This window comes from Falsiphaeobacter marinintestinus (genome assembly GCF_007923355.1).
Taxonomy (GTDB): Bacteria; Pseudomonadota; Alphaproteobacteria; order Rhodobacterales; family Rhodobacteraceae; genus Phaeobacter_A; species Phaeobacter_A marinintestinus.
In genome coordinates this window covers 142558-162768 of sequence record NZ_VOGO01000003.1, presented here as the reverse complement: position 1 = coordinate 162768, position 20211 = coordinate 142558, and the positions used below count along the sequence as shown (strand labels likewise).

Genomic DNA, 20211 nt, shown 5'->3' with positions numbered 1-20211 from the left:
GGCGGGAGGTTGCCCTCCCGCCTTTTGTCAATCGCGCGCCGGGCGGTCACGCAAAGCTGCAAAACCCGGTCAAAGTGTCAGTGCATCAGCAATTCGACTTCGAATTTCTTCAGCGACCGGCGGGCCGACGGGTAGGCTTCAAGCCCTTCGGTTGTTTCAAGTTCAGGGAACAGTTCGAAAATCTCGGTCCGCTGCGCATTACCGAGACCATCCAGAGAGACATCGCCCGGCTGGAAGCTTTCGGTCCAGGACCCATCCGACAGGACAACTTCGTGGCGTTCGCACATAAAGTGGACGTAATTCACCGATCCGGTATCCACCTGATCCACGCCTTCAAGGCCGGTTAGATGCTTGGCCGCCACAAGAACTTCGGTCTCTTCAAAGTAGAGGTTCGATTTCTCGTTGGACACCAGCAGACGGTGGTTGGGTGACAGCATCATGTCACGCTCAGGCAGACCATTGCCAAGCGACCCTTGCCGGATCAGGATCGGGCGCAGGTGCTGCCCCATCGTCAGCTCGCGACGGTTCAGAACCCGGTTATCGGCCCAGGCGATTTCCTGAATACCGTTGTCACGGGTGATGACCCGGTCGCCAGCCCGCAGGTCTTCGACGCGGCGTTCGCCTTTTGGAGTGGCGATAAGCGTTCCCGGAGTGAAGCAGATCGGCGTGACTTCTTCGATGTTGGTAAACTCAAGCCGACCCGATACACCGCCGCTGCCATCAAGGAACTCGACAGTTCCGTCAATACCGTTCCCGTCGCTGTCCGTAACCACATTGGTCAGCTGGAAATCGACGCCTTCGGTTCCGAACAGTTGCAGCGTGTCAAAGTCGACACCACCGTCGCCACCAGAAACTGTGTCGTTGTTCCCGTCGGCAACCGAATTTACAACAAAGAGATCTTCGTCATCGCCGCCCGACAGGGTATCGACGCCTTCGCCACCTTGCAGCGTATCGTTGCCAGCACCGCCTTCAATGACATCCTGACCGGTTCCACCCGACAGCACGTCGTCACCGTCGCCACCGTCCAGATCGTCGTCGCCATCGCCACCTTCGATCATGTCATCGAAGTCGCTGCCAAAGATCGTATCCTGGCCCGAACCACCATCGATCTGGTCGCCGACACCGTCTTCCAAAGCCGGAGCAAGGCTGGATACGCCGTTGCCGTCGCCGCCAAAAATGGTGTCGTCGCCGTCGCCGCCCGAGATCACATCGCCGCTTGTACCGCCTGCGATGATGTCGTCACCGCTGCCGCCGTCAATATCGTCGTTGCCATCCTGGCCATACAATTGGTCGTCACCGTCACCGCCGGTGATCGTGTCATGTCCCGGCTCAAGGATCAGAGCGTCTTCAATGTCGGATGGAACCACCAGACCCAGATCCGAGTCGCCATAGACGATGTCATCGCCGTTGCCACCATCCAGCGTGTCGCCGCCGATGCCACCAAACAGTTGGTCATCGTTGTCGCCGCCCGAGATAATATCGTCACCCGACCCGCCTTCCAGCTGGTCGTCGCCGCTGCCACCGTTGATGATGTCAGGGGTAAAGCCCACTGACGCCACGCCGGTCAGATCAGGGTCGCCGCCGCGCACGATGTCATTGCCGCTGCCAGCATTGATCGTATCCATGCCGATGCCGCCGATGATCGTATCGTCACCGTCTCCGGCCTCGATCGTGTCATCGCCCGCGCCCGCATCGATAAAGTCGTCGCCGCCATCGGTCAGGATCGTGTCGTTGCCTGCGCCGCCTTCGACGTTGTCGTCACCTGTGCCGCCGATCAGCGTGTCGTCACCAGCCCCGGCGATGATCGTGTTGTCACCCAATCCGCCGTCAGCATAGTTCGACCCTTCGCCAGTCCGGATGATATCGTCACCGAACCCGCCAAAGATGTTATCGTCGCCGTCACCACCGTCGATGACGTCAGCGCCCGAACCACCTTCGATATCGTCATCGCCGTCGCCGCCGGACAGGAAATCCGCGCCGTCCTGGCCAAGAAGGGTGTCGTTGCCTTCGCCGCCATAAATGATGTCATCCTGTTCGCCGCCATCCAACAAGTCGTCACCGGCTTCGCCAAACAGTTTGTCAGTGCCAAGACCACCATAGATTTCGTCGTTGTCGTCTCCGCCAGACAGATCGTCAAATCCATCCTCACCATAGATCAGGTCGTCGCCCGACCCGCCGTGCACGACGTCATCGCCCTGCCCCGAGAACACGGTGTCATTACCGGCACCTGCGTCCACCGCATCGCGGTTGTCGGCGCGCGGTGTGCCGCCCGGGAATTCGAAGAAGCTGGACGGCACGTCCGAGTCAATGGGTTCATCGACGAAGTTGTCGAGCGAGTCGAAGTTGTCGATCAGATCGCCTTCCGGGTCGCCGACATAAGACGCATCGATCAGATCGTCGCCATCAGTGCCTTCAACGACACCGTCAATCAGGCCGGGGTCGATGATCACTACGTTCTCGATATTGATGAACGTCGTGGTCACCCCAGTGCGAACATCCGCATCGTCAAGATAATAGACGACACCGTTTTCAGCATTGTCGGCGTCATACTCGACTTCGGCATTTCCGAAGATTTCGAGCGTGTCAAAGTCGTCTCCACCTTCGCCACCGTCGATGAACTGATCGTCCTGACCGATGACAATGATCGTGTCGCGGTCATCGCCTGCATCCACCTGATCTTCGCCCGGGCCCGTCGAAATCAAGTCGTTCCCAGCACCACCATCAATGGTATCGGAGCCGTCATTGCCGACGATCGTATCGTCCCCGGCACCGCCCCGCAGGATGTCATCGCCCGGGTTGCCGGTCAGATAGTCGTCACCGTCGCCACCCTCAAGAATGTCGTCGCCACCGCCCGCGTCGAGGGTGTCATTGCCCGCGCCGCCGACCAGAAGGTCGTTGCCGCCCGACCCATCAAGGTAATCGTCGCCGTCTTCGCCGAACAGCAAATCGTTGTCGAGACCACCTTCGACGATGTCGTTGCCGTCGCCGCCGTAAATCAGGTCAGCGCCATCATTGCCGGCAAGAACGTCATCGCCCGCACCGCCGTGGATTTCATCGTCACCGTCATTGCCTTCGACGTTATCAATGCCGTCTCCGCCGAAGACGCGGTCATCGCCAACGCCACTGTCGACAAGGTTGTTGCCACCACCGGTAAAGATCGTGTCGTCACCCAAGAAGGACGAAATGGTGTCGTCACCTTCGTAAGCCACCACGATGTCATCATTCGGCGCCTGACCGGGAAGGATCGCGTCTTCGCCATCAATCACGTCGTTGTCAAACGGGTCTTCATAGACCAGATCGATGGTGTCGTCGCCATCTGTGCCGCGCACGATGCCATCATCACCGTCTCTGGTGGTGGGGTCCGACATCAGATCTTCGATGTTGTGGAATTCGATGATCTCATTGGTGTCATGAATGATGGCATAGCCATCTTCTTCGTCAGGATCGGTAAAGACAAACGTCACTTCACCAAGGCCGGTCAGGTCGAGGGTGTCGAAGTCCACGCCGCCTTCGTTGCCATCGATGTAGTCTCCGTCCGTGCCACCGACGAAGGTATCCTGATCGTCGCCACCGAACATGGTGTCAGCGCCCTGACCACCGATGATGGTATCGTCACCGGTTCCGCCATAAATGTCGTCTTCGTCGATGCCGCCATCAAGCACGTCGTTGCCGTCGCCGCCATACAGTTCGTCATCGTCGTCCTGGCCATAGATCGTGTCATCCCCGGCGCCGCCCATCAGGATGTCCATGCCATTGGTCGGATCCGGGTCCGGGTCACGCCCGTCCGATCCGTCGTCCAGAATGTTCAGCACATCCGGCAATGCGGGATCAAGTCCACCGTAAATGGTGTCGTTGCCGTCACCGCCGTCGATTTCATCCGCGCCTTCACCACCTACGATCAGGTCATCGCCAGCATCGCCGCTGATGGTGTCGTCATCCAGACCGCCGTCGATGGTGTCGTTGCCTTCGCCGCCAAAAATGAGGTCTTCATCATCGCCCGTGGTGATGATGTCATTACCGGCGCCGCCGTCCACGATATCGCGGTCATCGTAGAAATCCGGGTCAATCGGAACTTCGGGAAGGCCCTCGTACGACGGGAAACCACGGTCAGGCAGCGGGCCTGATCCGGACGTATCGATAATGTCGTCGCCGTCGCCGCCATTGATCGTGTCGGACCCGTCGCCACCGGTTAGGTCATCGTCACCGCCGCCGCCATGAATAATGTCATCGCCATCGCCACCGTCGACAATGTCGTCACCATCCGGGCCATCATCAACGATGACCTCACCGTCGAAATAGACATCACTGACGGAAATATCCGAGCTGTCTCCATCGACCTGGTGGTGAATGATTTTGATCTGCGAAACGGGTCCCGGAACATCGACCAGGACAGAGTAGTCGCTATCCGCCGCAGTGCCATCGCTACCGTTTCCGGTTGCTGTATCTGCGCCAGCGATCCAGTCCGTGTCCTGCAGAGAGACGTTTGCACCGCCTGTCAGGTTCACTTCGATCTGGTTACCATCGGCGTCCCATGCCCAGACTGTAACTTGATCCAGGTTATCGATGTCGTTGATGTTGAACTGAACGTTTTCAACGGCTTCGGAGAAATCAAGCCGATAAAGCGCCTGAGACCCAATGTCATTGGTCGTCGATTCGAATGCACTATCTGAAGTTGTGGCTGCGCTGCCCGTGTCGATCCCGCTCAGAGAATTTGTGTCATTGCTGAATTCGCCAGTTGTTCCGATGTCCCGGCTAAGCGTGACAAAATCAACAGTTACCGATCCGGTGTCCTGAGAGAACCCCCAGGTCAGGTTGTCGCCATCGTCTACTTCGCCGCCATCGTCCGGGTCGGGCGCCAGATCCCAATTGAAGGATTCGCGACCGGTGCCGCCGCTGCTGCCGCCAGAGTAATTCCCGTCAGCGAAAATCTCGTCATTGCCTGCGCCGCCGTCAATCGTGTCCGCGCCGCTGCCGCCATATACCTCGTCGTCGCCCTCACCGGATGCGATGACGTCATCGCCCCCAAGAGCGTCAACAATATCATCGTCTGGGCCTTCACCAGCCAGCGTTGCGTCACCGCCGTCAATAATCTCACCATCGGCGTCGACAAATGTCTCGTCAATTTGGTCGCCGTTTGCGGTTCCGTCCACGATTCCAGTAGGCATCTTTCAACTCCTTTTCGACGGGCGGAAAAAGCCCACCGCAATGATCAAAACATGAACCACCTACAGCGCGACGGACGTAGCACATACAAACCACGTCATACGCAAACACACGGCCAAACAGAGAGGAAAGACGACAGCATTCATCGCTCACGAACCACATGGCCGTGAACTATGGTAACGTCACGAAGAAGAGTTCCAGACGGACCCGTATCGTTGCCGCACCAGTCTGATACGGAATAAAACGGTCGTCCTCGTGACCAGCAAACATCGCCCCCCAGTTGGGCTATCTGTATAATTACCCAAGCGGCATCATCCGCAAAAGGAAAAATTGTTTGAAAATTCGAGCTTTGGCAGAACGACTGAGGTTTTATTTGAAGTTTACCTTGGGTTCACTCGCCTAATGGTTGAAGATTGTTTCAAATTGTCCCCACCGAAATCAGGCTATAAGTGAAGAAAATTGCACAATTCTGGTACAGATGACGCGATTTGACGTCATTTCGGTCACATCTCATACAATCGTTGTTTCTGCTTTGATAACGATGAGGTTGCCTCGCTTCCCCACGGCATGCGCAGGTATCCGCCGTCACAAAATCGCCCAGATTCAGGGAATTTCGGAACCATTCCCGATTTTGGGGGCTCATTGGTGACAACTTCAGACCAATGCGACGTGATTCTGCCTCGAATCGGGATCAAAAACGGCGGAAAAAAGCCAAGGCTATTTCGACCCGCAAAATGGGCTTGTGAGCGCAGGCGCTGCCCCTGAGGCGGCATCAGGTTTTACGCTGTTGCTGATCGGCGTCAAAGGCATCGAACGTTGAGTACTGTATATTTGGCTATTGCCAGCATCTGTCGCGGCAAAGTCGGCCTATCCCGTCAAAATCTGTTTTGGAGTTAACCAAACCTACGCTACCCCTTGGTCATCAACGGGAGAAAACCATGTCAGATATCACCGTCTTCAGCGCCAGAAAAATCCTTACAATGGACCCCAGCCGACCCAGCGCCACGCATGTTGCGGTACGGGAAGGGCACATTCTGGCCGTTGGTGACGCGACCTGCGCCGATGATTGGGGGCCGGTTACCCATGATGACAGTCTGAGCAATACTATCCTGATGCCCGGTCTGGTCGAAGGGCATGCCCACATGATGGCCGGCGCGATTTGGAACCTGACGTATGTTGGCTATCACGACCGCATCGACCCTCAGGGCACATTGCATCAGGGCATGACCGATCTGGACGCGGTCATTGCCAAGCTTGAACAGGACGAAGCCGCCCTGCCCGATGATGCGCCCCTGTTGGGCTGGGGTCTTGATCCGATCTTTCTGACCGACGAACGCCTCAGCCGTGCCCATCTCGATCAGGTCTCGACCGACCGACCCATCGCGATCATGTTTTCGAACTTTCATTTAATGTGCGTGAACTCAAAGGCGTTGGAACAGGCTGGGTATTCGCGCGAGACCAACGCCGAAGGCGTCGTGAAAGACCCGCAGGGCGAACCAACCGGCGAGTTGCAGGAAATGGCCGCCATGTTCCCGGTGATGCGCCGCGTTGGTATGGATTTTCGCGGTCTGTCGCAAAGCGCACAGGCCATCAACGCTTATGCCGATGTCTGCCGACTGGCCGGGGTGACGACGGTGACCGACCTCTATTCCCAGATGGAAGAAGAGGATCTGGACACGCTTCTGTCCGTCACTGGACAGGATGATTTCTGCCTGCGTATCGTGCCTGCTTTGGGCGCCGCCGGGGCTGCGCCCGCAGACATTGCTGCCAGGGCACTGAAACTCAAGGCCAGTTCCACCGACAAACTGCGGATGGGCGCCGTCAAGGTGATGACCGACGGATCAATCCAGGGGTGGACGGCGCGGGTCAAATGGCCCTTCTACGTCGGTGGCCAACCCAATGGCATCTGGAACACCCCGCCCGAGCTGATCCACGCGCAATGCGAAACCTTCCAGAAGGAAGGCCTGCATATGCATCTGCACGTCAACGGGGACGAGGCATCGTCGATCACGCTTGATGCGCTGGAAGCAGCCGCACGCAAGCATCCCTGGCCGGGGGCCCGGCATGTTTTGCAGCATTGCCAGATGATGGGACCGGATCAGTTCCGCCGTTGTGCGGACCTTGGCGTATGTAGCAACATCTTTTCGAACCATATCTGGTTCTTTGGCGATCAGCATGTGGCCCTGACCATTGGCAAAGACCGCGCTCTGCGAATGAACGCGGCCCGCTCGGCGTTGGACGAAGGGGTGCACGTCGCGCTTCACAGCGATGCGCCGGTCACCTCGATGGGGCCGCTTTTCACTGCATGGTGTGCCGTCAATCGCCTGACCATGACCGGTCGCACGCTGGGGGAGGAGCAAAAGATCACCGTAGACGAAGCCTTGTATGCAATCACCTTGGGGGCGGCCTATACGCTGAAGCTGGACGCAGAGATTGGCAGCATCGAAACCGGAAAACGTGCTGATTTCGCCGTGTTGGGTGAAGATCCGACAGCCGTGGCACCAGACGCCTTGAAAGACGTCCCCGTTCTGGGGACCGTATTCGGGGGCCGGGTGAACCTGGCATGACCCGACTTCCTCTGACGGTGATCAGCGGCTATCTGGGCGCAGGTAAGACCACGTTGATCAACAGGCTTCTGGCCGAAGATCACGGGCTGCGTCTTTTGGTGCTGGTCAATGATTTCGGCGCGATCAATATCGATCAGGCTTTGATCGAGCAGGCCGGTGATGACACTATCGCGCTGACCAATGGCTGCGTGTGCTGCACCATGGGGGCGGATCTGTTCATGGCCCTGGGCGATGCGCTGGATCGTGTCCCGCGCCCTGATCATTTGATTATCGAAGCCAGCGGCATTGCCGACCCTGCCGCCATCGCCAATGCCGCAATTGCCGAACCAGACCTGAGCTATGCCGGGATAATCACTCTGGTAGATGGGCTGAACGGTGGGGCTTTGCTGGATGACTCCCTGATCGCGCCGCAGGTCGCGCAACAAATCACGGCCGCCGATCTGGTTTTGCTGACCAAGACGGACACGCCCGATCCTGCGTTCAATGCCAGGCTCACTGCGCTGCCCGCCCGCAACCTGACACAGTTGTCGGATGACTCATTGGCCCCCTTGTTGTTCGACCTCGTGCCTTTGCCGCGTGGCGGGCTGCGTACCGCACCCCACCCGGCCTATGCCAGTTGGCAGCATGACAGTGATCGTATTGTCGACCGTCGCGCGATGGGCACCCTGCTTGAGAACCGCCCCGATGGCCTTTACCGCCTGAAGGGCTTTGTTCAGACCGATGATGGCGCGTATGAGGTACATGTCGTTGGCCGCTATGTTCATGCCCGTCGGGCGCAGGCCGACCGAACCGTGCTGGTCGGGCTTGGTCCGGCTGATCGGATCACAACGGATCAGATCGAAGCGTGGTGGACTGGAGCCTAGGTCACTCGGTTCGTCCACGCAGGCTTTCGATCAGGGACTTGTCCAGATCCAGATGTTTGTGCGCTTCGTCCAGAACGCGGCTTTCGATTTGTCGCGGGCTGAGGTCTACGCCGTCGGTCAGCGCGTCAAGGATCAGCTTCATCGCTTTGATCCGGGCGTATTTCTTGTTGTTTGCCGGCACGATGTGCCAGGGCGCAATATCGGTCGATGTGCGTTCGAGCATCTCGTTGATTGCTGTGTCGTAGTCGGCCCATTTCTCACGATTGCGGAAATCTTCATAGGTCAGCTTCCAGCGTTTCAGCGGATTTCGCAGCCGTTCGGCAAAGCGTTGCATCTGCACTTCGGGTGTGATGTGAAAAAACAGCTTCACCAGCCGGACGTCGTCATCAATCAGCATCCGTTCGAAATCGTTGATTTCGTCATAGGCGGCACGCCAGCGGTGTTCCGGTGCGAATTCTTCGATCCGCTCAACCATCACCCGCCCGTACCAGGACCGGTCAAAGGCGGCGATCGCCCCGGACGGCGGCAAGCGCTCCATAAACCGCAGCATATAGTGTCGCTCAAGATAGTAGTTGCGCGGTGCGCCGATCGGCCAGACCTTGAAACTGCGCGGATCCAACGCCTGCGAAATCCGCCGGATTGTGCCGCCTTTGCCAGCCGCATCCCATCCTTCAAAAACAATGACGGCCTTATCGCCGGAAAACAAAAAGGCCTGCTGGACCTGGGCCAGCTTCAACTGAAGCTCGGCAAGTTTCCGGAAATACTTTTGCTTGCCAAGACGCTTGGTCATGTCGGCATCGGTCAGTTGCGGAGGGTTACTAGGGGCTTTTGTCATGCAGCAGATCCTTCCAGGTCCGGACGCCAAGCACGCGTCAGGCAGGACTCAAACGTCACCTGACGCCCCGCCAGCCGGGCCATATGCCAGGCCAGAACCAGATTGCTTGACAGCACGGGAAGGCCAGTCCGGTCTTCCAATTCGGCTATCGTATCCAGCGTGTTCAGGTTGGTGCAGGACAAGAACACGGCATCGGCGTCGCCAGATCGCATCAAGGTCTCGGCTGCGTCGATAATCGACGCGGGCGCGATCCGGATCACACGTGCCTCTTGCGAGACATCGAAACTTCCAAAAACCGGGGTCTGAACACCGTTCTCGGCCAAAACGGTCCGCAATTGATCCGACACCGCTGCGACATACGGTGACAACAACGCTAAACGCCTGATCCCCAGGGCTGCGCAGGCTGCCAGCAAGGCGCTGACCGGGTTGGTCACACCGCGCGTATTTGCCCCTTCGCGAACACGATCCGCGACGGTGTCAGTTCCGATCTGGGCCGAGCCGGAAGTACACCCATATCCGATCACGCTGAACCGCGCCGATGGCGGCAACAGCGTCGCAGCGCCGGTCAGATGCCCTTCCATTTGCGCCAGGGTCTCGCGGGTCACTTCCGGCGCGCTTGGCACACGCGATACGAACAGCGGCATATCCGGCGGCAAAAGACGGCGCATGTCGGATTCGATGCGCTCATCGGTTTGCAGAGCGATCAGACCCGCCGCGTGTTCGGTGGCCGGTACAACATCATGTGCAAAGACCTGCATGGCTCAGCCCTCCAGAACAGGGATTTCAGGGTTTGCCGGGGTCGACAGGAAGTCGGGCGGACCATCACGGATGACAACGTTTTCTTCATGCACCATGATCTTGTCGGGCCCCAACGTCAGCCCCGGTTCAAGCGTGATCACCATGCCGGGTTCCAGAATGGTGTGATCGTCAGAAATCAGCGACAGTCCTTCGGTTAGCTGCATCCCCAGCCCGTGACCCAGCCGTCCGGCTTCGGTCGCGCCCGAAAACGCGGACAGACGTTTGGCCATCGCAGCGGTCAGCTCGGACGCCGTGGTGCCAGGGCGCGCCAGTTCGGCGACAGCAAGGGTTGTTTCGACAAGATGAGCATGGGCGTCGCGAATGTTTTGATCTGCTGCGCCAACGGCGAAATTCCGATCGAAGTCACAGAAATACCCGTCCCGCACCAACCCGGTGTCCAGCATCAGCACATCCCCCTGTCTCAGCGGGTCTGGGCCAGCAGGCGAAATAACGTCCGCATATCCGCCTTGCTCCGAGGCCCCTGCCAGATACGGAACCCAATCGGCGCCTTCTTCAAGGCAGAGCATCTGAAACCGGCGAAATACCACGTCCAGACCCACCCCGGCCTGCGCAATCTCGGGAACACGGGCAAACGCCCGGTCGGCAATACCGCAGGCCGCGCGGATCTTGGCGATCTCGGCTTCGGATTTGATCATCCTTAACCGCCGCACGATCCCGGAGTCAGAGCCGAACTGCAAACCCGACAAAGTCTGAAACTTGGCCCAATCGTCTTGCGGCATCCTTAGATGTGTCTCAATCCCCATCGGGATGCCAACACGCCCATTTGGTCCACAGATCCGGTGCAGGACGTCGGCCAGCAGACTGACCCCGTCATCGTCCGGATCAGGTGCATCCCATGTATAGATGTCTTCGATCCAGGTTTGTCGCATCAACGCCGCGCCAATCGCCGGGATAACGGCAATCGGCTTGCCCGAGACCGGTACAATCAGAAACCACGGACGTGTCGGGCTTTCCCAAAAACGGGTCAGAAAGCCGCTGAAGTACCGAACATCCGGTTCGGCCGTCAGCAGCAGGGCGTCCAGCCCGTCATGAGCCATCGCAGATTGCGCAAGCGCCAGTCGGTCGGCGAACTCGGACGCAGGAAAGCCAGCAGGGGTCAAAGGGCTTGTTGTCATATTCCCAGCCAATGCGATGCGCCCTGCCCCGTCAAGCCCGTCCCGGCCTCAAACGAAAAGACCCCGGCAAATTGCCGGGGTCTTTGTAGTAAGAACATAGATCCAATCAGGCGCGACGGCGTCGTCCGCCCGACCGGCCGCGGCGTCCGCCTTCACCGGCTTCGCCAGCAGGCTTGTTGAACCGGATCCAGTTCGCGCCGCCCTCGTCCTGATTGACAAGGAAGTTGGCGGCCAAGATCGCCTCCATCTCTTTGCCAGCGCGCGGCAGGGTCGACCCCATGCCGAACATCTGGACAAAGGCTTCGTCATCCATGTCATCGGGCAGAACAATGCCAGCCGCAGCGACCTGGGCCTTTTTCTCGGCCAGTTTCTTCGGGCCCACCGGCAAAGCAATGGGGTTCATGATCGCCGATGTCATTCCTGCACCCATCGCCATTGGCAGGAATGCATTGTTGATACCATGCCGGTTGGGCAAGCCGAACGAAACGTTTGACGCGCCGCAGGTTGTATTCACACCCAGTTCTTCACGAAGACGCCGCACCAGCGTAAAGACCTGCAAACCGGCCGTGCCCATGGCCCCGATTGGCATGACCAGCGGATCAACAACGATGTCATGCGCCGGAATGCCAAAATCGGCGGCGCGTTCGACGATCTTCTTGGCAACGGCGAACCGCACATCGGGATCTTCCGAGATCCCGGTGTCATCGTTGGAAATCGCCACGACCGGCACGTTGTATTTCTTGACCAGCGGCAGAACCATCTCCAGCCGCTCTTCTTCGCCGGTGACCGAGTTCAGCAACGGGCGGCCTTCGGCGGCTTCAAGCCCGTTTTCCAAAGCGCCCGGAACCGAACTGTCGATGCACAAGGGGCAGTCGGTGATCGCCTGAACCCGCTCGATCAGTTCTTTCATCAGCGTGGGTTCGACAAAGTTGTTGTCCGCATAGCGCGGGTCTTCGGCCATCTTGTTGGAAAACACGGCGCCCGAGTTGATGTCGAGCACGTTGGCCCCGGCAGCAACCTGCGCCAGTGCGTCGGCTTCGACCCGGCTGAAATCACCGCGCTCAAGCTCTTCGTTCAGGATCTTGCGGCCCGTGGGGTTGATGCGTTCGCCGATCACGCAGAACGGCTGATCAAAGCCGATCAACGCGGTTTTCGATTTAGATTCGATAACGGTACGGGTCATTCGGGGTCTTTCTCAGACGTTGGCGGGCTGCGCCGAAGCGCCGCCGTTTTCAATGGCCCAGTTGGCATTGGTCTTGATGCCGCCAAGCGGGAAGAAGTGCACGTTGGTGATGTTGAAATCGGGATTCGCAGCCTTGTGTGCCGCCAGTTCGGTCAAAACGTCGGTCGGTTCGTACGGAAGCAGCAGCTTGGACACGTCCATTGCACGTTTTTGAAGAACTTTCAGCGACGGGCCGACACCGCAGGCGATGGCGAACTTGATCAAGGTCTGAAGCTTCGCAGGTCCTGCGATGCCGATATGGATCGGCAGGTCGATGCCGGCGGCCTTCAAACCGTCCGCCCATGCGATGATTGGTTTGGCGTCAAAGGCAAACTGGGTGGCCAGCGCCATCTCGGCATCGGTGGTTTCCGAAAACTTCTGTTTCCAACGCAGTGCATCATCGACGTTGGTCATTGACCCGTCCGGGTCAATATCCCGGTTGCCCTCGGGATGGCCCGCAACATGTAGCCGCTTGAACCCGGCCTTGTCGAACAACCCTGTTTCCAACAATTGCATCGAGCTGTCGAAGGCTCCGTGAGGTTCGTTCACACCGCCCGCCAGAAGCAGCGCCTGATCCACGCCCGCCTCACCCTGATAACGGGCGATCCAGTCGGCCAGCGTCGCCTGGTCCTTGATGATCCGCGCGGGGAAATGCGGCATCACGGGGTATCCGTCTTCAGCCAACCGTTTGGCCGTCGAAACCATTTCGTCGATCGGAGTGCCTTCGATATGGGCGATATACACCCGGGTGCCTTCGGGCAGCAGCGCGCGGAAATCTTCGACCTTTGCGGCGGTGCGTGGCATCACCTCGATCGAATAGCCTTGCAGGAACGCTTCGACCTGACCGTTTACCGGAATGTCGCGGGCGGTGTCTTTCTTGCGGAAGTTCAACAGTGCCATCATGGCCTCCAATACTGAACGCGGGCTCATGCCCACCCGTCATTGCCAATCAGAACCTTTAATCGGTCCTGATCGAATTCGGTTTCCAGACGTTCTGCCTCGGCCTTGACGATCTCGGCCGGATCACCCTCGACCGAATACGGCGCAGCTTTGCGCCATTCGGCCAGATAGGCATCGGTGTCACCGGCTCCGGCCTTCATCGCCGCGCGATCAATGGCTTGTTCGAACCGCTCGGCCAGCTGTTGCTTGGCCCCGCGGCGTCCTTTGCCAACAATAACCTGAGCCGGAATATCGCGCCAGTAGACGACCGTAACATCGGGCATGTCTGATTCCCCTTATCGATGCATTTTGTTTACGCCAGACAGTCCGCACACCGACGCCTGTTTTCGACAGAACACGCTTTTCCTGCGACCTCGCAAAGACCTACCTGACCGAGTTGGCGCAATCCACCCGGGCCGTGACCCTAAATCCTCATGAAGATGATGAACCATCCGGCATCGCGTCTCTTGCAGGAATGAATTCACGCGCCTATTGTCAGGGTAACTCGAAATCGGAGGGCGTGACTGATGGCGCCCAAGCGTCCCATTGGTGCGGGCGCGTTCCCGAAAGTGGTTGAAAGCCCCGTGCCGAAACCGCCCAACCCGGATGAGCTGTACGCGGCTCTGGATTTGGGCACAAATAGTTGTCGCATGTTGATTGCCCAGCCAAAGGGCAGCGGTTTTCATGTGGTCGACAGTTTTTCGAAATCGGTCCAACTCGGAAGCGGGTTGGAACGAACTGGTCGTTTGTCGCGGTCTTCCATGGCCCGCACCATACAGGCCCTTCGGATCTGCCAGCAGAAACTGAAACGCAACAAGGTCACAAGCATGCGGCTTGTTACGACCGAGGCGTGCCGCCGCGCAAAAAACTCGCGTGATTTCATCCGGCGGGTCAAACGCGAGACCGGTCTGACGCTGGAAATCATTGAACCCGAGGAAGAAGCGCGGCTGGCGGTCATTTCATGCGCGCCGCTGGTGTCGACCCGGACCGAGCAGCTTTTGGTTGTCGATATCGGCGGGGGCTCGACCGAGCTTGTCTGGATCGACATTTCTTCTGTCCCTCGGCGCGACCGTCCTGCCGCGATCATGCGTCTGCATGCTGGGTTCCATCCGCCTGAAAGCCCCTTTCCGGCGGCCAAGGTGGTCGACTGGATTTCGGTGCCTTTGGGCGTTGCGACGCTGCGCGATCAGTTCAACGACGTCGAAGACGACTCGGCCCGGTTTGCTCTGATGAGCTGGTTCTTTGAGGAAAACCTTGCCAGTTTCTCACCCTATCAGGGGGAACAGGCGCGCGAGCGGTTTCAGATCGTTGGCACGTCCGGCACAGTCACCACTGTTGCTGCCAGCCATCTCGGGTTGAAACGCTATGACCGGACCAAGGTCGACGGGCTGCGGATGACGTCGGAACAGATCGACAAGGTGATCCGCGAATATCTGACGCTTGGCCCCGAAGGACGCCGCCGCGATCCACGCATCGGCGAAGACCGACAGGCTTTGATCATGTCCGGCAGCGCGATCCTGCAGGCGCTGTTGCGTTGTTGGCCGACAGATCGGCTGTCTGTGGCAGACCGAGGTCTGCGCGAAGGATTGCTGTATGCGCAGATGAGCGCGGATGGGGTTTTGGAGGACGGGCCGTTCTGAACGGTCCGTTGCGGCATGTTCCGCCCTTGCAGACACGCGTTGCAGCGGCCATATCGCTGCAATGCAAGAATGAAAGACGTATCGTGGCCAAGACACCAACAGGAAAGAACACATCCGGACGCGGGCGCCGTGACCTGACGGTCAAGGTCAAGACTGCGCGCGGGCGCAAGCTCAGCTCGACCCGTTGGTTGCAGCGCCAGCTGAACGATCCCTATGTGCAACGTGCTCAGAAAGAAGGCTATCGCGGTCGTGCGGCCTTCAAGATCATGGAAGTGGATGACAAGTTCCGGTTTCTGGTCCCCGGCGCACGCGTGGTCGATCTGGGCTGTGCCCCGGGTGGCTGGTGTCAGGTGGCCGTCAAGCGGGTGAATGCGCTGGACGAAAGATCGGGCAAAAAGGTCGGAACCATTCTGGGTGTCGATCTGCAAGAGGTCGAACCAATCGTAGGGTGCGAGATTCATCAACTGGATTTCATGGCCGATGACGCCGATCTGCAGGTCAAGGAATGGCTGGGCGGCAAGGCCGACGTGGTGATGTCTGACATGGCGGCTTCATCCTCAGGCCACAAACAGACCGACCACTTGCGCATCATCGCGTTGTGCGAGGCTGCGGCCTATTTCGCGTTTGATGTTCTGGAGGTCGGCGGCACGTTCGTCGCCAAGGTTCTGGCTGGCGGTGCCGAGGGCGAGATGCAAAAGCTGCTCAAACAGAAGTTTGACAAAGTGGCAAACGTGAAACCGCCTTCGTCCCGGTCGGACAGTTCAGAAAAGTTCGTGGTTGCGACGGGTTTTCGCGGGTAACTGTAGTTCTCAGGCGTGACTAGGCCTTGGGGCCTGCAACGACCGCAACGCCTGCATTTTCAACATGGTCGTGTCACCGCGTGACGGTGCATTCCGCTCTGCACGCTTGATGCGACGGGCCACCTGATCGGCCAGCGATTTCTGCCGCAGCAGTTCAAACAATTGCGCATGGCGCTGGGGGCCGGGGTTTGTGTGCATGGTCATAGACATGCACATTGCCAACGGAAAAAGTGCGCAACGTGGCAGAAGCAGGGTTTTTCCCTGTTCTGCCACGGTCTGACATGCTGTTGATAACTAGCGGTTCAGTTCTTCCCACAAACGCAGCAGTTCGGGATTGTCCGGTACCGCTTTCATCCCATCGCGCAATACGGCCCGTGCGGCATCAGGCCCACGCGTGATTTGCGTCAGGCGCACCAGCATTGGCCAGGCCTCGGCCCGTTGGGGATCCATACGCACGACTTCGCCAAACGCACGCTCAGCCGCCTCGGCGTTTCGGAACGTCAACGCCATTCCGCCCAGAACCAGATGGGTTTCTGGGAAATCCAACCGCAGTGCCAGCGACCGTTGCCAGTCATTCATCGCCTCTTGCAGCAAGGCCCGCTGTGACGGCTGCAATTGCTCTGCCGGTGCATCCAGCATCTGTTTGGCTGCTGCAATTCGAACCGACCGCATGGGATCAGACAATGCGCCGCGTAACCGGTCGGCCCGTTCAGTAATGGGCGCACCGCGTTGCAGAACAGCAGCCCCGCCCCGGACCAAGGGGTCAGGATTGCTGAGCAATGGAGCCACATTATCAGCCAGCTCTGGCGACGACAGAGGTTGCAGCAAGTACAGCGCCGTTGCCCGCACGATGTCCGGCTGGCCTTCATCCATAGCGATGTCAATCAATGAACCGGATACAGCCTGCGGGTTGTCGCGCGCCACAGCAAAAGGTTCGCTATAATGCGGCCCGCGATGCTGCGAGTCCGGGAACCAGGTTGCAATCTGGTCAGCTGCCCAGGCCTGCGTCTGATCGTCGTGGCAATCTGTGCAGGCATCCGGCGCACCGGTCTCGGCCCCCAGATCCGGGCGCGGTACCCGGAAACTGTGGTCGCGTCTTCCGTCATTGCCCATGTAAACCCGCTCGATCATATGGCAGGATTTGCACTGTGCCCCTTCGCTGCCTTCGGTGTGGTTGTGATGCGCAGGCGTGTCATATTCGGCCTGCCGCAAGGTTGGGAAATCGGGATTTCCGGCGGCCGAATGACACTGGGTGCAGACGGCGTTGCCTTCGGCCTTAAGCGTTGCACCATGTGCGTCGTGGCAATTCATGCAGCCGACCCCACGGGCATACATCTTGGATTGCAGGAACGAGCCATAAACATACACTTCGTCCTGGATCTGCCCATCCGCGTGATACAATCCGGGTCGCAACAGGGCCAAGGTGAAATCATCGTGGTAAGGGCTGCCGGGAACCGGATTGCCGTCGCCCAACGACTCGCGTCTTGAATGGCACCCTGCACATTGCTGGATCTCGGCCTCGGTATCGCCTTGCCCGAAGCTCATCGTGAAACCGAACGCATCCAGTTCTTCCGAGAGTTCTTTGCCGACGGTCCAGTCCAGATGCGATGATCCTGGTCCGTGACAGGCTTCACATCCGACACCAATTTCAACCTGTGTAGACGCATAGCTTTGCGTGCGCGGGCCAAAGTTTCGCTTGTACCCCGTGGCATGACATTCAGCGCAGCGTGCGTTCCAGGTTTTGTAGGGTCCGGTCCAGTGCAAGCCGTCCTGCGGTGGCAGATCCTGATCGGGATACAGATGAAACCATTCGCCTTTCTCAGTGTCCCAAACCACATCGAAGCTTTGCAAACGCCCCGGTTCCGTTTCCAGCAGATATTGCTGAAGCGGTTCGATCCCTGCAACGGAGTGGACTTTGTAATCGGTCGTGACCCCGTCCTGTTCGGTCACCTTGGCGAAATAATCGCCGTCCTCTTGGCGAAACGCCACGTCCATCCCATCAAGGGCAAACTGGGTGCCATCAAAGTCGGCAACAACCGTGTCCGGACCGGGCTCGGTCCAGGCCAAATCGTGGTGAGACCCCGTCCACGCTTGTGCGGCTTCTTCATGACAGCCGACACAGGCCTCTGATCCGACGTATTCCGGGGGCTCTTGCGCCCAAGCCGCGCCAAAGGGCCAGATCGCCAAACACAGGACAAAACCAAAACGAACGCGATCAGGCATGTGACATTTCCTCGTCATCATCGGCATCGGTCACACCCAAAAGGGCACCGTTGAATTCGGCCCCGAGTATCAGGATGACGGACATTAGGTACAGGAATATGAGTGCAGACATGGCCCCGGCCAAACCGGCATAGGTTGCACTGTAAGTGGCGAATCTGGCGATATAGATTGAAAAGGCCCAGCCCGAAATCGCCCATAACGCCAGTGTCATCGCGACCCCCGGCAAAACTTGCCAGAAACTGTGACGTCGCCCCGGCAGGACCAGATGACACACAAGGACGGCCAGCATTGGCAAACTGAGAATGGCCAACCAGCTTGGCCCGACGCCTGAGAACCAAGATGATATCTCTCCGGGGACCGAGGCTGTCACCATATTGGTGTAAAGCGGGTTCCAGATTTCCAGAACGACGGCCAGCAACAACGCGCCGGCCCCCACGATCACGCAGCCGATGGCGATGGCGCGGGTTTCCCAGAAGGGGCGCGGATCGGTGTCGTGATAGGCCCGGCACAACGCCACGCGCACCGCATCCACGCCGTTCGAGGCGAAATAGATCGCCAGAACGCCCCCAACCGTCAACAGTCGGGTATTGGCCGTGGCCAGAACGGCGTGCACCTCTTTGACAATCGGAGCCGCCACATCTTCGGGCCAATAGCCAAAAAACAGCTCGATCAGCACATCTTCGGGAACGTCCTGATAAATGATCCCGGCGAGCGACACGACAAACAGGATAAATGGGAACAACGCCATCATCATCGACATGGCGACATGGCTGCTCATCACAGCGCCGTTCTTGCGATTGAAGCGAACAAAGGCATGCAGGAACGCCTGCAGGAAATCGCGCGCTGACTTGCGTTCCACAGGCTGGGGCGGAGGTTGGCGTTTAAGTTCAGGCATCCGGCGTTTCTTGTTCGGGTAAGTTTGTTTCGCCCATGGTTTCGGCCAATGTTTGCCAGATGGCAACAAACAAACCCGCCAGCACCGGGCCAAGTATCAAACCGGTGGCACCAAACATGCCCAGACCGCCCAGCGTGCTGACCAAAATGATCAGATCATGCAACTGCGCATCTCGGCCCACCAGCGTCGGGCGCAACAGGTTGTCAATCACGCTGATCACGGTGGCCCAGGCCAGCATAACGATTGCGGCGATATACTGACCTTCGACACCAAGGTAAATCGCTCCGCAAACAACGCCAAAGGGGGCGCCAAATCCCGGCAACATCGCTAGTACCATCATCACAACGGCCCAGAACGCTGCCCCATCAATGCCCGCCAGCGCGAAACTGATGCCGCCCATGCTGCCCTGAATCAGCGCAATCATCAACGTGCCTTTTATCGTGGCGCGACTGACCGACACGATACGTTCGTTCAGCAAAACCTGCGTTTTATGTCGCAGACCTGAAAACCGCAGGATCTGCAGGATCACTGGCGTGTCCATCTGGAGAAAGAAGAACAAGGCATAAAGGAAGACAAAGAAGTGCAGGAAAAACGTCGCCGCCCCGATGGTAACGACCGAAACCGAGGTTACGAAAAAGCCCGCCGCTTCGCGCGCGATCGTCCCAATACTTTCCAGCGCCTTGTCATACACATCCTGCAGGGTGCCTTCGAACGGCAGCCAGGACGGCAGCGCACGATCCCATTCGGTCTTTTCGACGCGGGTGGCAAGGGTCTCAAGACCATCCAAAAGCGCTGCGGCCTGGGACACGGCGAGGGTCAGCAGGCCCATCAGGGGAATGAAAACCAGTGCCGCAAGCATCAACAGGCTGATCGCGCTGCTCAGGGCAATGCGCCCGCCCAGATGCCGCGCAATCCATTGGTTCATGGGCCGGGAAATGGCACCGACAATGGCCGCCAGAACCAGCGGGACCAGCAAGCCGCTGGTCATTCTGAAAAAACCGACCGAAATCACCAGCGTTGCCACCAACAGCGCCAGCCATCGCATCACATCGTTCGATATTGAAGGAAAGCCAGGCATTCGACCTCGGATCGCGACAGAAACTGGGCACATCGCCACTACGGCGACGTTG

Annotated in this window: 15 protein-coding genes; 4 read left to right on the top strand and 11 right to left on the bottom strand. The window is 58.6% G+C overall.

Annotated elements, in window-relative coordinates:
* Positions 1-77: 77 nt before the first annotated feature.
* Positions 78-5165, bottom strand: coding sequence for a Hint domain-containing protein (locus FOY56_RS23915; protein WP_246139441.1), 5088 nt, complete (start codon positions 5163-5165; stop codon positions 78-80).
* A 936-nt stretch (positions 5166-6101) separates the two neighbouring features.
* On the opposite strand from FOY56_RS23915, the gene FOY56_RS08000 reads away from it, so the two are divergent.
* Together FOY56_RS08000 and FOY56_RS07995 are read left to right on the top strand one after the other, a co-directional pair.
* A complete protein-coding gene (locus FOY56_RS08000) occupies positions 6102-7730 on the top strand; it encodes an amidohydrolase (protein WP_146345317.1) in 1629 nt (542 codons plus the stop codon).
* A complete protein-coding gene (locus FOY56_RS07995) occupies positions 7727-8593 on the top strand; it encodes a CobW family GTP-binding protein (RefSeq protein ID WP_146345316.1) in 867 nt (288 codons plus the stop codon). Before FOY56_RS08000 ends, FOY56_RS07995 begins: the two co-directional genes overlap by 4 nt.
* 1 nt (position 8594) lies before the next feature.
* Here the strand turns inward: FOY56_RS07995 and FOY56_RS07990 are convergent, their stop codons facing one another.
* The 6 genes from FOY56_RS07990 to FOY56_RS07965 form a co-directional block, all read right to left on the bottom strand.
* Positions 8595-9428 carry a polyphosphate kinase 2 family protein gene (locus FOY56_RS07990; RefSeq protein WP_146345315.1) on the bottom strand — a complete coding sequence of 278 codons (834 nt, stop codon included), beginning with the start codon at positions 9426-9428 and terminating at the stop codon, positions 8595-8597.
* The gene (locus FOY56_RS07985; protein ID WP_146345314.1) at positions 9425-10186 is read right to left on the bottom strand and encodes a maleate cis-trans isomerase family protein; all 762 of its coding nucleotides are present in this window, start codon (positions 10184-10186) and stop codon (positions 9425-9427) included. The genes FOY56_RS07990 and FOY56_RS07985 overlap by 4 nt, the downstream gene beginning before the upstream one ends.
* Before the next feature lie 3 nt (positions 10187-10189).
* A complete protein-coding gene (locus FOY56_RS07980) occupies positions 10190-11362 on the bottom strand; it encodes a M24 family metallopeptidase (RefSeq protein WP_146345313.1) in 1173 nt (390 codons plus the stop codon).
* Between the two features lie 106 nt (positions 11363-11468).
* Positions 11469-12545: a methyltetrahydrofolate cobalamin methyltransferase gene (locus tag FOY56_RS07975; RefSeq protein ID WP_146345312.1), complete on the bottom strand. Its 1077-nt coding sequence runs from the start codon at positions 12543-12545 to the stop codon at positions 11469-11471.
* Between the two features lie 12 nt (positions 12546-12557).
* Positions 12558-13484 carry a methylenetetrahydrofolate reductase gene (locus FOY56_RS07970; protein ID WP_146345667.1) on the bottom strand — a complete coding sequence of 309 codons (927 nt, stop codon included), beginning with the start codon at positions 13482-13484 and terminating at the stop codon, positions 12558-12560.
* A 26-nt stretch (positions 13485-13510) separates the two neighbouring features.
* Entirely contained in the window at positions 13511-13807 is a 297-nt protein-coding gene (locus FOY56_RS07965) for a virulence factor (protein ID WP_146345311.1), read from the bottom strand.
* A 243-nt stretch (positions 13808-14050) separates the two neighbouring features.
* Between FOY56_RS07965 and FOY56_RS07960 the strand changes: the two genes are divergently transcribed.
* Positions 14051-15163 carry a Ppx/GppA phosphatase family protein gene (locus tag FOY56_RS07960; RefSeq protein WP_146345310.1) on the top strand — a complete coding sequence of 371 codons (1113 nt, stop codon included), beginning with the start codon at positions 14051-14053 and terminating at the stop codon, positions 15161-15163.
* A gap of 83 nt (positions 15164-15246) precedes the next feature.
* Positions 15247-15963, top strand: a complete 717-nt coding sequence (locus FOY56_RS07955) for an RlmE family RNA methyltransferase (RefSeq protein WP_146345309.1) — start codon at positions 15247-15249, stop codon at positions 15961-15963.
* 9 nt (positions 15964-15972) lie between these two features.
* Here the strand turns inward: FOY56_RS07955 and FOY56_RS07950 are convergent, their stop codons facing one another.
* The 4 genes from FOY56_RS07950 to FOY56_RS07935 form a co-directional block, all read right to left on the bottom strand.
* Positions 15973-16167: a hypothetical protein gene (locus FOY56_RS07950; protein ID WP_146345308.1), complete on the bottom strand. Its 195-nt coding sequence runs from the start codon at positions 16165-16167 to the stop codon at positions 15973-15975.
* Between the two features lie 90 nt (positions 16168-16257).
* Positions 16258-18186 carry a multiheme c-type cytochrome gene (locus FOY56_RS07945; protein WP_146345307.1) on the bottom strand — a complete coding sequence of 643 codons (1929 nt, stop codon included), beginning with the start codon at positions 18184-18186 and terminating at the stop codon, positions 16258-16260.
* Positions 18179-19081, bottom strand: coding sequence for a YihY/virulence factor BrkB family protein (locus FOY56_RS07940; protein WP_146345306.1), 903 nt, complete (start codon positions 19079-19081; stop codon positions 18179-18181). The genes FOY56_RS07945 and FOY56_RS07940 overlap by 8 nt, the downstream gene beginning before the upstream one ends.
* Positions 19074-20159 carry an AI-2E family transporter gene (locus tag FOY56_RS07935; protein WP_186766278.1) on the bottom strand — a complete coding sequence of 362 codons (1086 nt, stop codon included), beginning with the start codon at positions 20157-20159 and terminating at the stop codon, positions 19074-19076. Before FOY56_RS07935 ends, FOY56_RS07940 begins: the two co-directional genes overlap by 8 nt.
* Between the last annotated feature and the right edge of the window lie 52 nt (positions 20160-20211).

What these genes read in the sequence shown, in the direction of transcription:
- FOY56_RS07980 (WP_146345313.1), bottom strand. Translation starts at nt 11,362, where the DNA reads ATGACAACAAGCCCTTTGACCCCTGCTGGCTTTCCTGCGTCCGAGTTC.
- FOY56_RS07960 (WP_146345310.1), top strand. Translation starts at nt 14,051, where the DNA reads ATGGCGCCCAAGCGTCCCATTGGTGCGGGCGCGTTCCCGAAAGTGGTT.
- FOY56_RS07950 (WP_146345308.1), bottom strand. Translation starts at nt 16,167, where the DNA reads ATGACCATGCACACAAACCCCGGCCCCCAGCGCCATGCGCAATTGTTT.
- FOY56_RS07995 (WP_146345316.1), top strand. Translation starts at nt 7,727, where the DNA reads ATGACCCGACTTCCTCTGACGGTGATCAGCGGCTATCTGGGCGCAGGT.
- FOY56_RS07990 (WP_146345315.1), bottom strand. Translation starts at nt 9,428, where the DNA reads ATGACAAAAGCCCCTAGTAACCCTCCGCAACTGACCGATGCCGACATG.
- FOY56_RS07935 (WP_186766278.1), bottom strand. Translation starts at nt 20,159, where the DNA reads ATGCCTGGCTTTCCTTCAATATCGAACGATGTGATGCGATGGCTGGCG.
- FOY56_RS07965 (WP_146345311.1), bottom strand. Translation starts at nt 13,807, where the DNA reads ATGCCCGATGTTACGGTCGTCTACTGGCGCGATATTCCGGCTCAGGTT.
- FOY56_RS07975 (WP_146345312.1), bottom strand. Translation starts at nt 12,545, where the DNA reads ATGACCCGTACCGTTATCGAATCTAAATCGAAAACCGCGTTGATCGGC.
- FOY56_RS07970 (WP_146345667.1), bottom strand. Translation starts at nt 13,484, where the DNA reads ATGGCACTGTTGAACTTCCGCAAGAAAGACACCGCCCGCGACATTCCG.
- FOY56_RS07985 (WP_146345314.1), bottom strand. Translation starts at nt 10,186, where the DNA reads ATGCAGGTCTTTGCACATGATGTTGTACCGGCCACCGAACACGCGGCG.
- FOY56_RS23915 (WP_246139441.1), bottom strand. Translation starts at nt 5,165, where the DNA reads ATGCCTACTGGAATCGTGGACGGAACCGCAAACGGCGACCAAATTGAC.
- FOY56_RS07940 (WP_146345306.1), bottom strand. Translation starts at nt 19,081, where the DNA reads ATGCCTGAACTTAAACGCCAACCTCCGCCCCAGCCTGTGGAACGCAAG.
- FOY56_RS07945 (WP_146345307.1), bottom strand. Translation starts at nt 18,186, where the DNA reads ATGCCTGATCGCGTTCGTTTTGGTTTTGTCCTGTGTTTGGCGATCTGG.
- FOY56_RS08000 (WP_146345317.1), top strand. Translation starts at nt 6,102, where the DNA reads ATGTCAGATATCACCGTCTTCAGCGCCAGAAAAATCCTTACAATGGAC.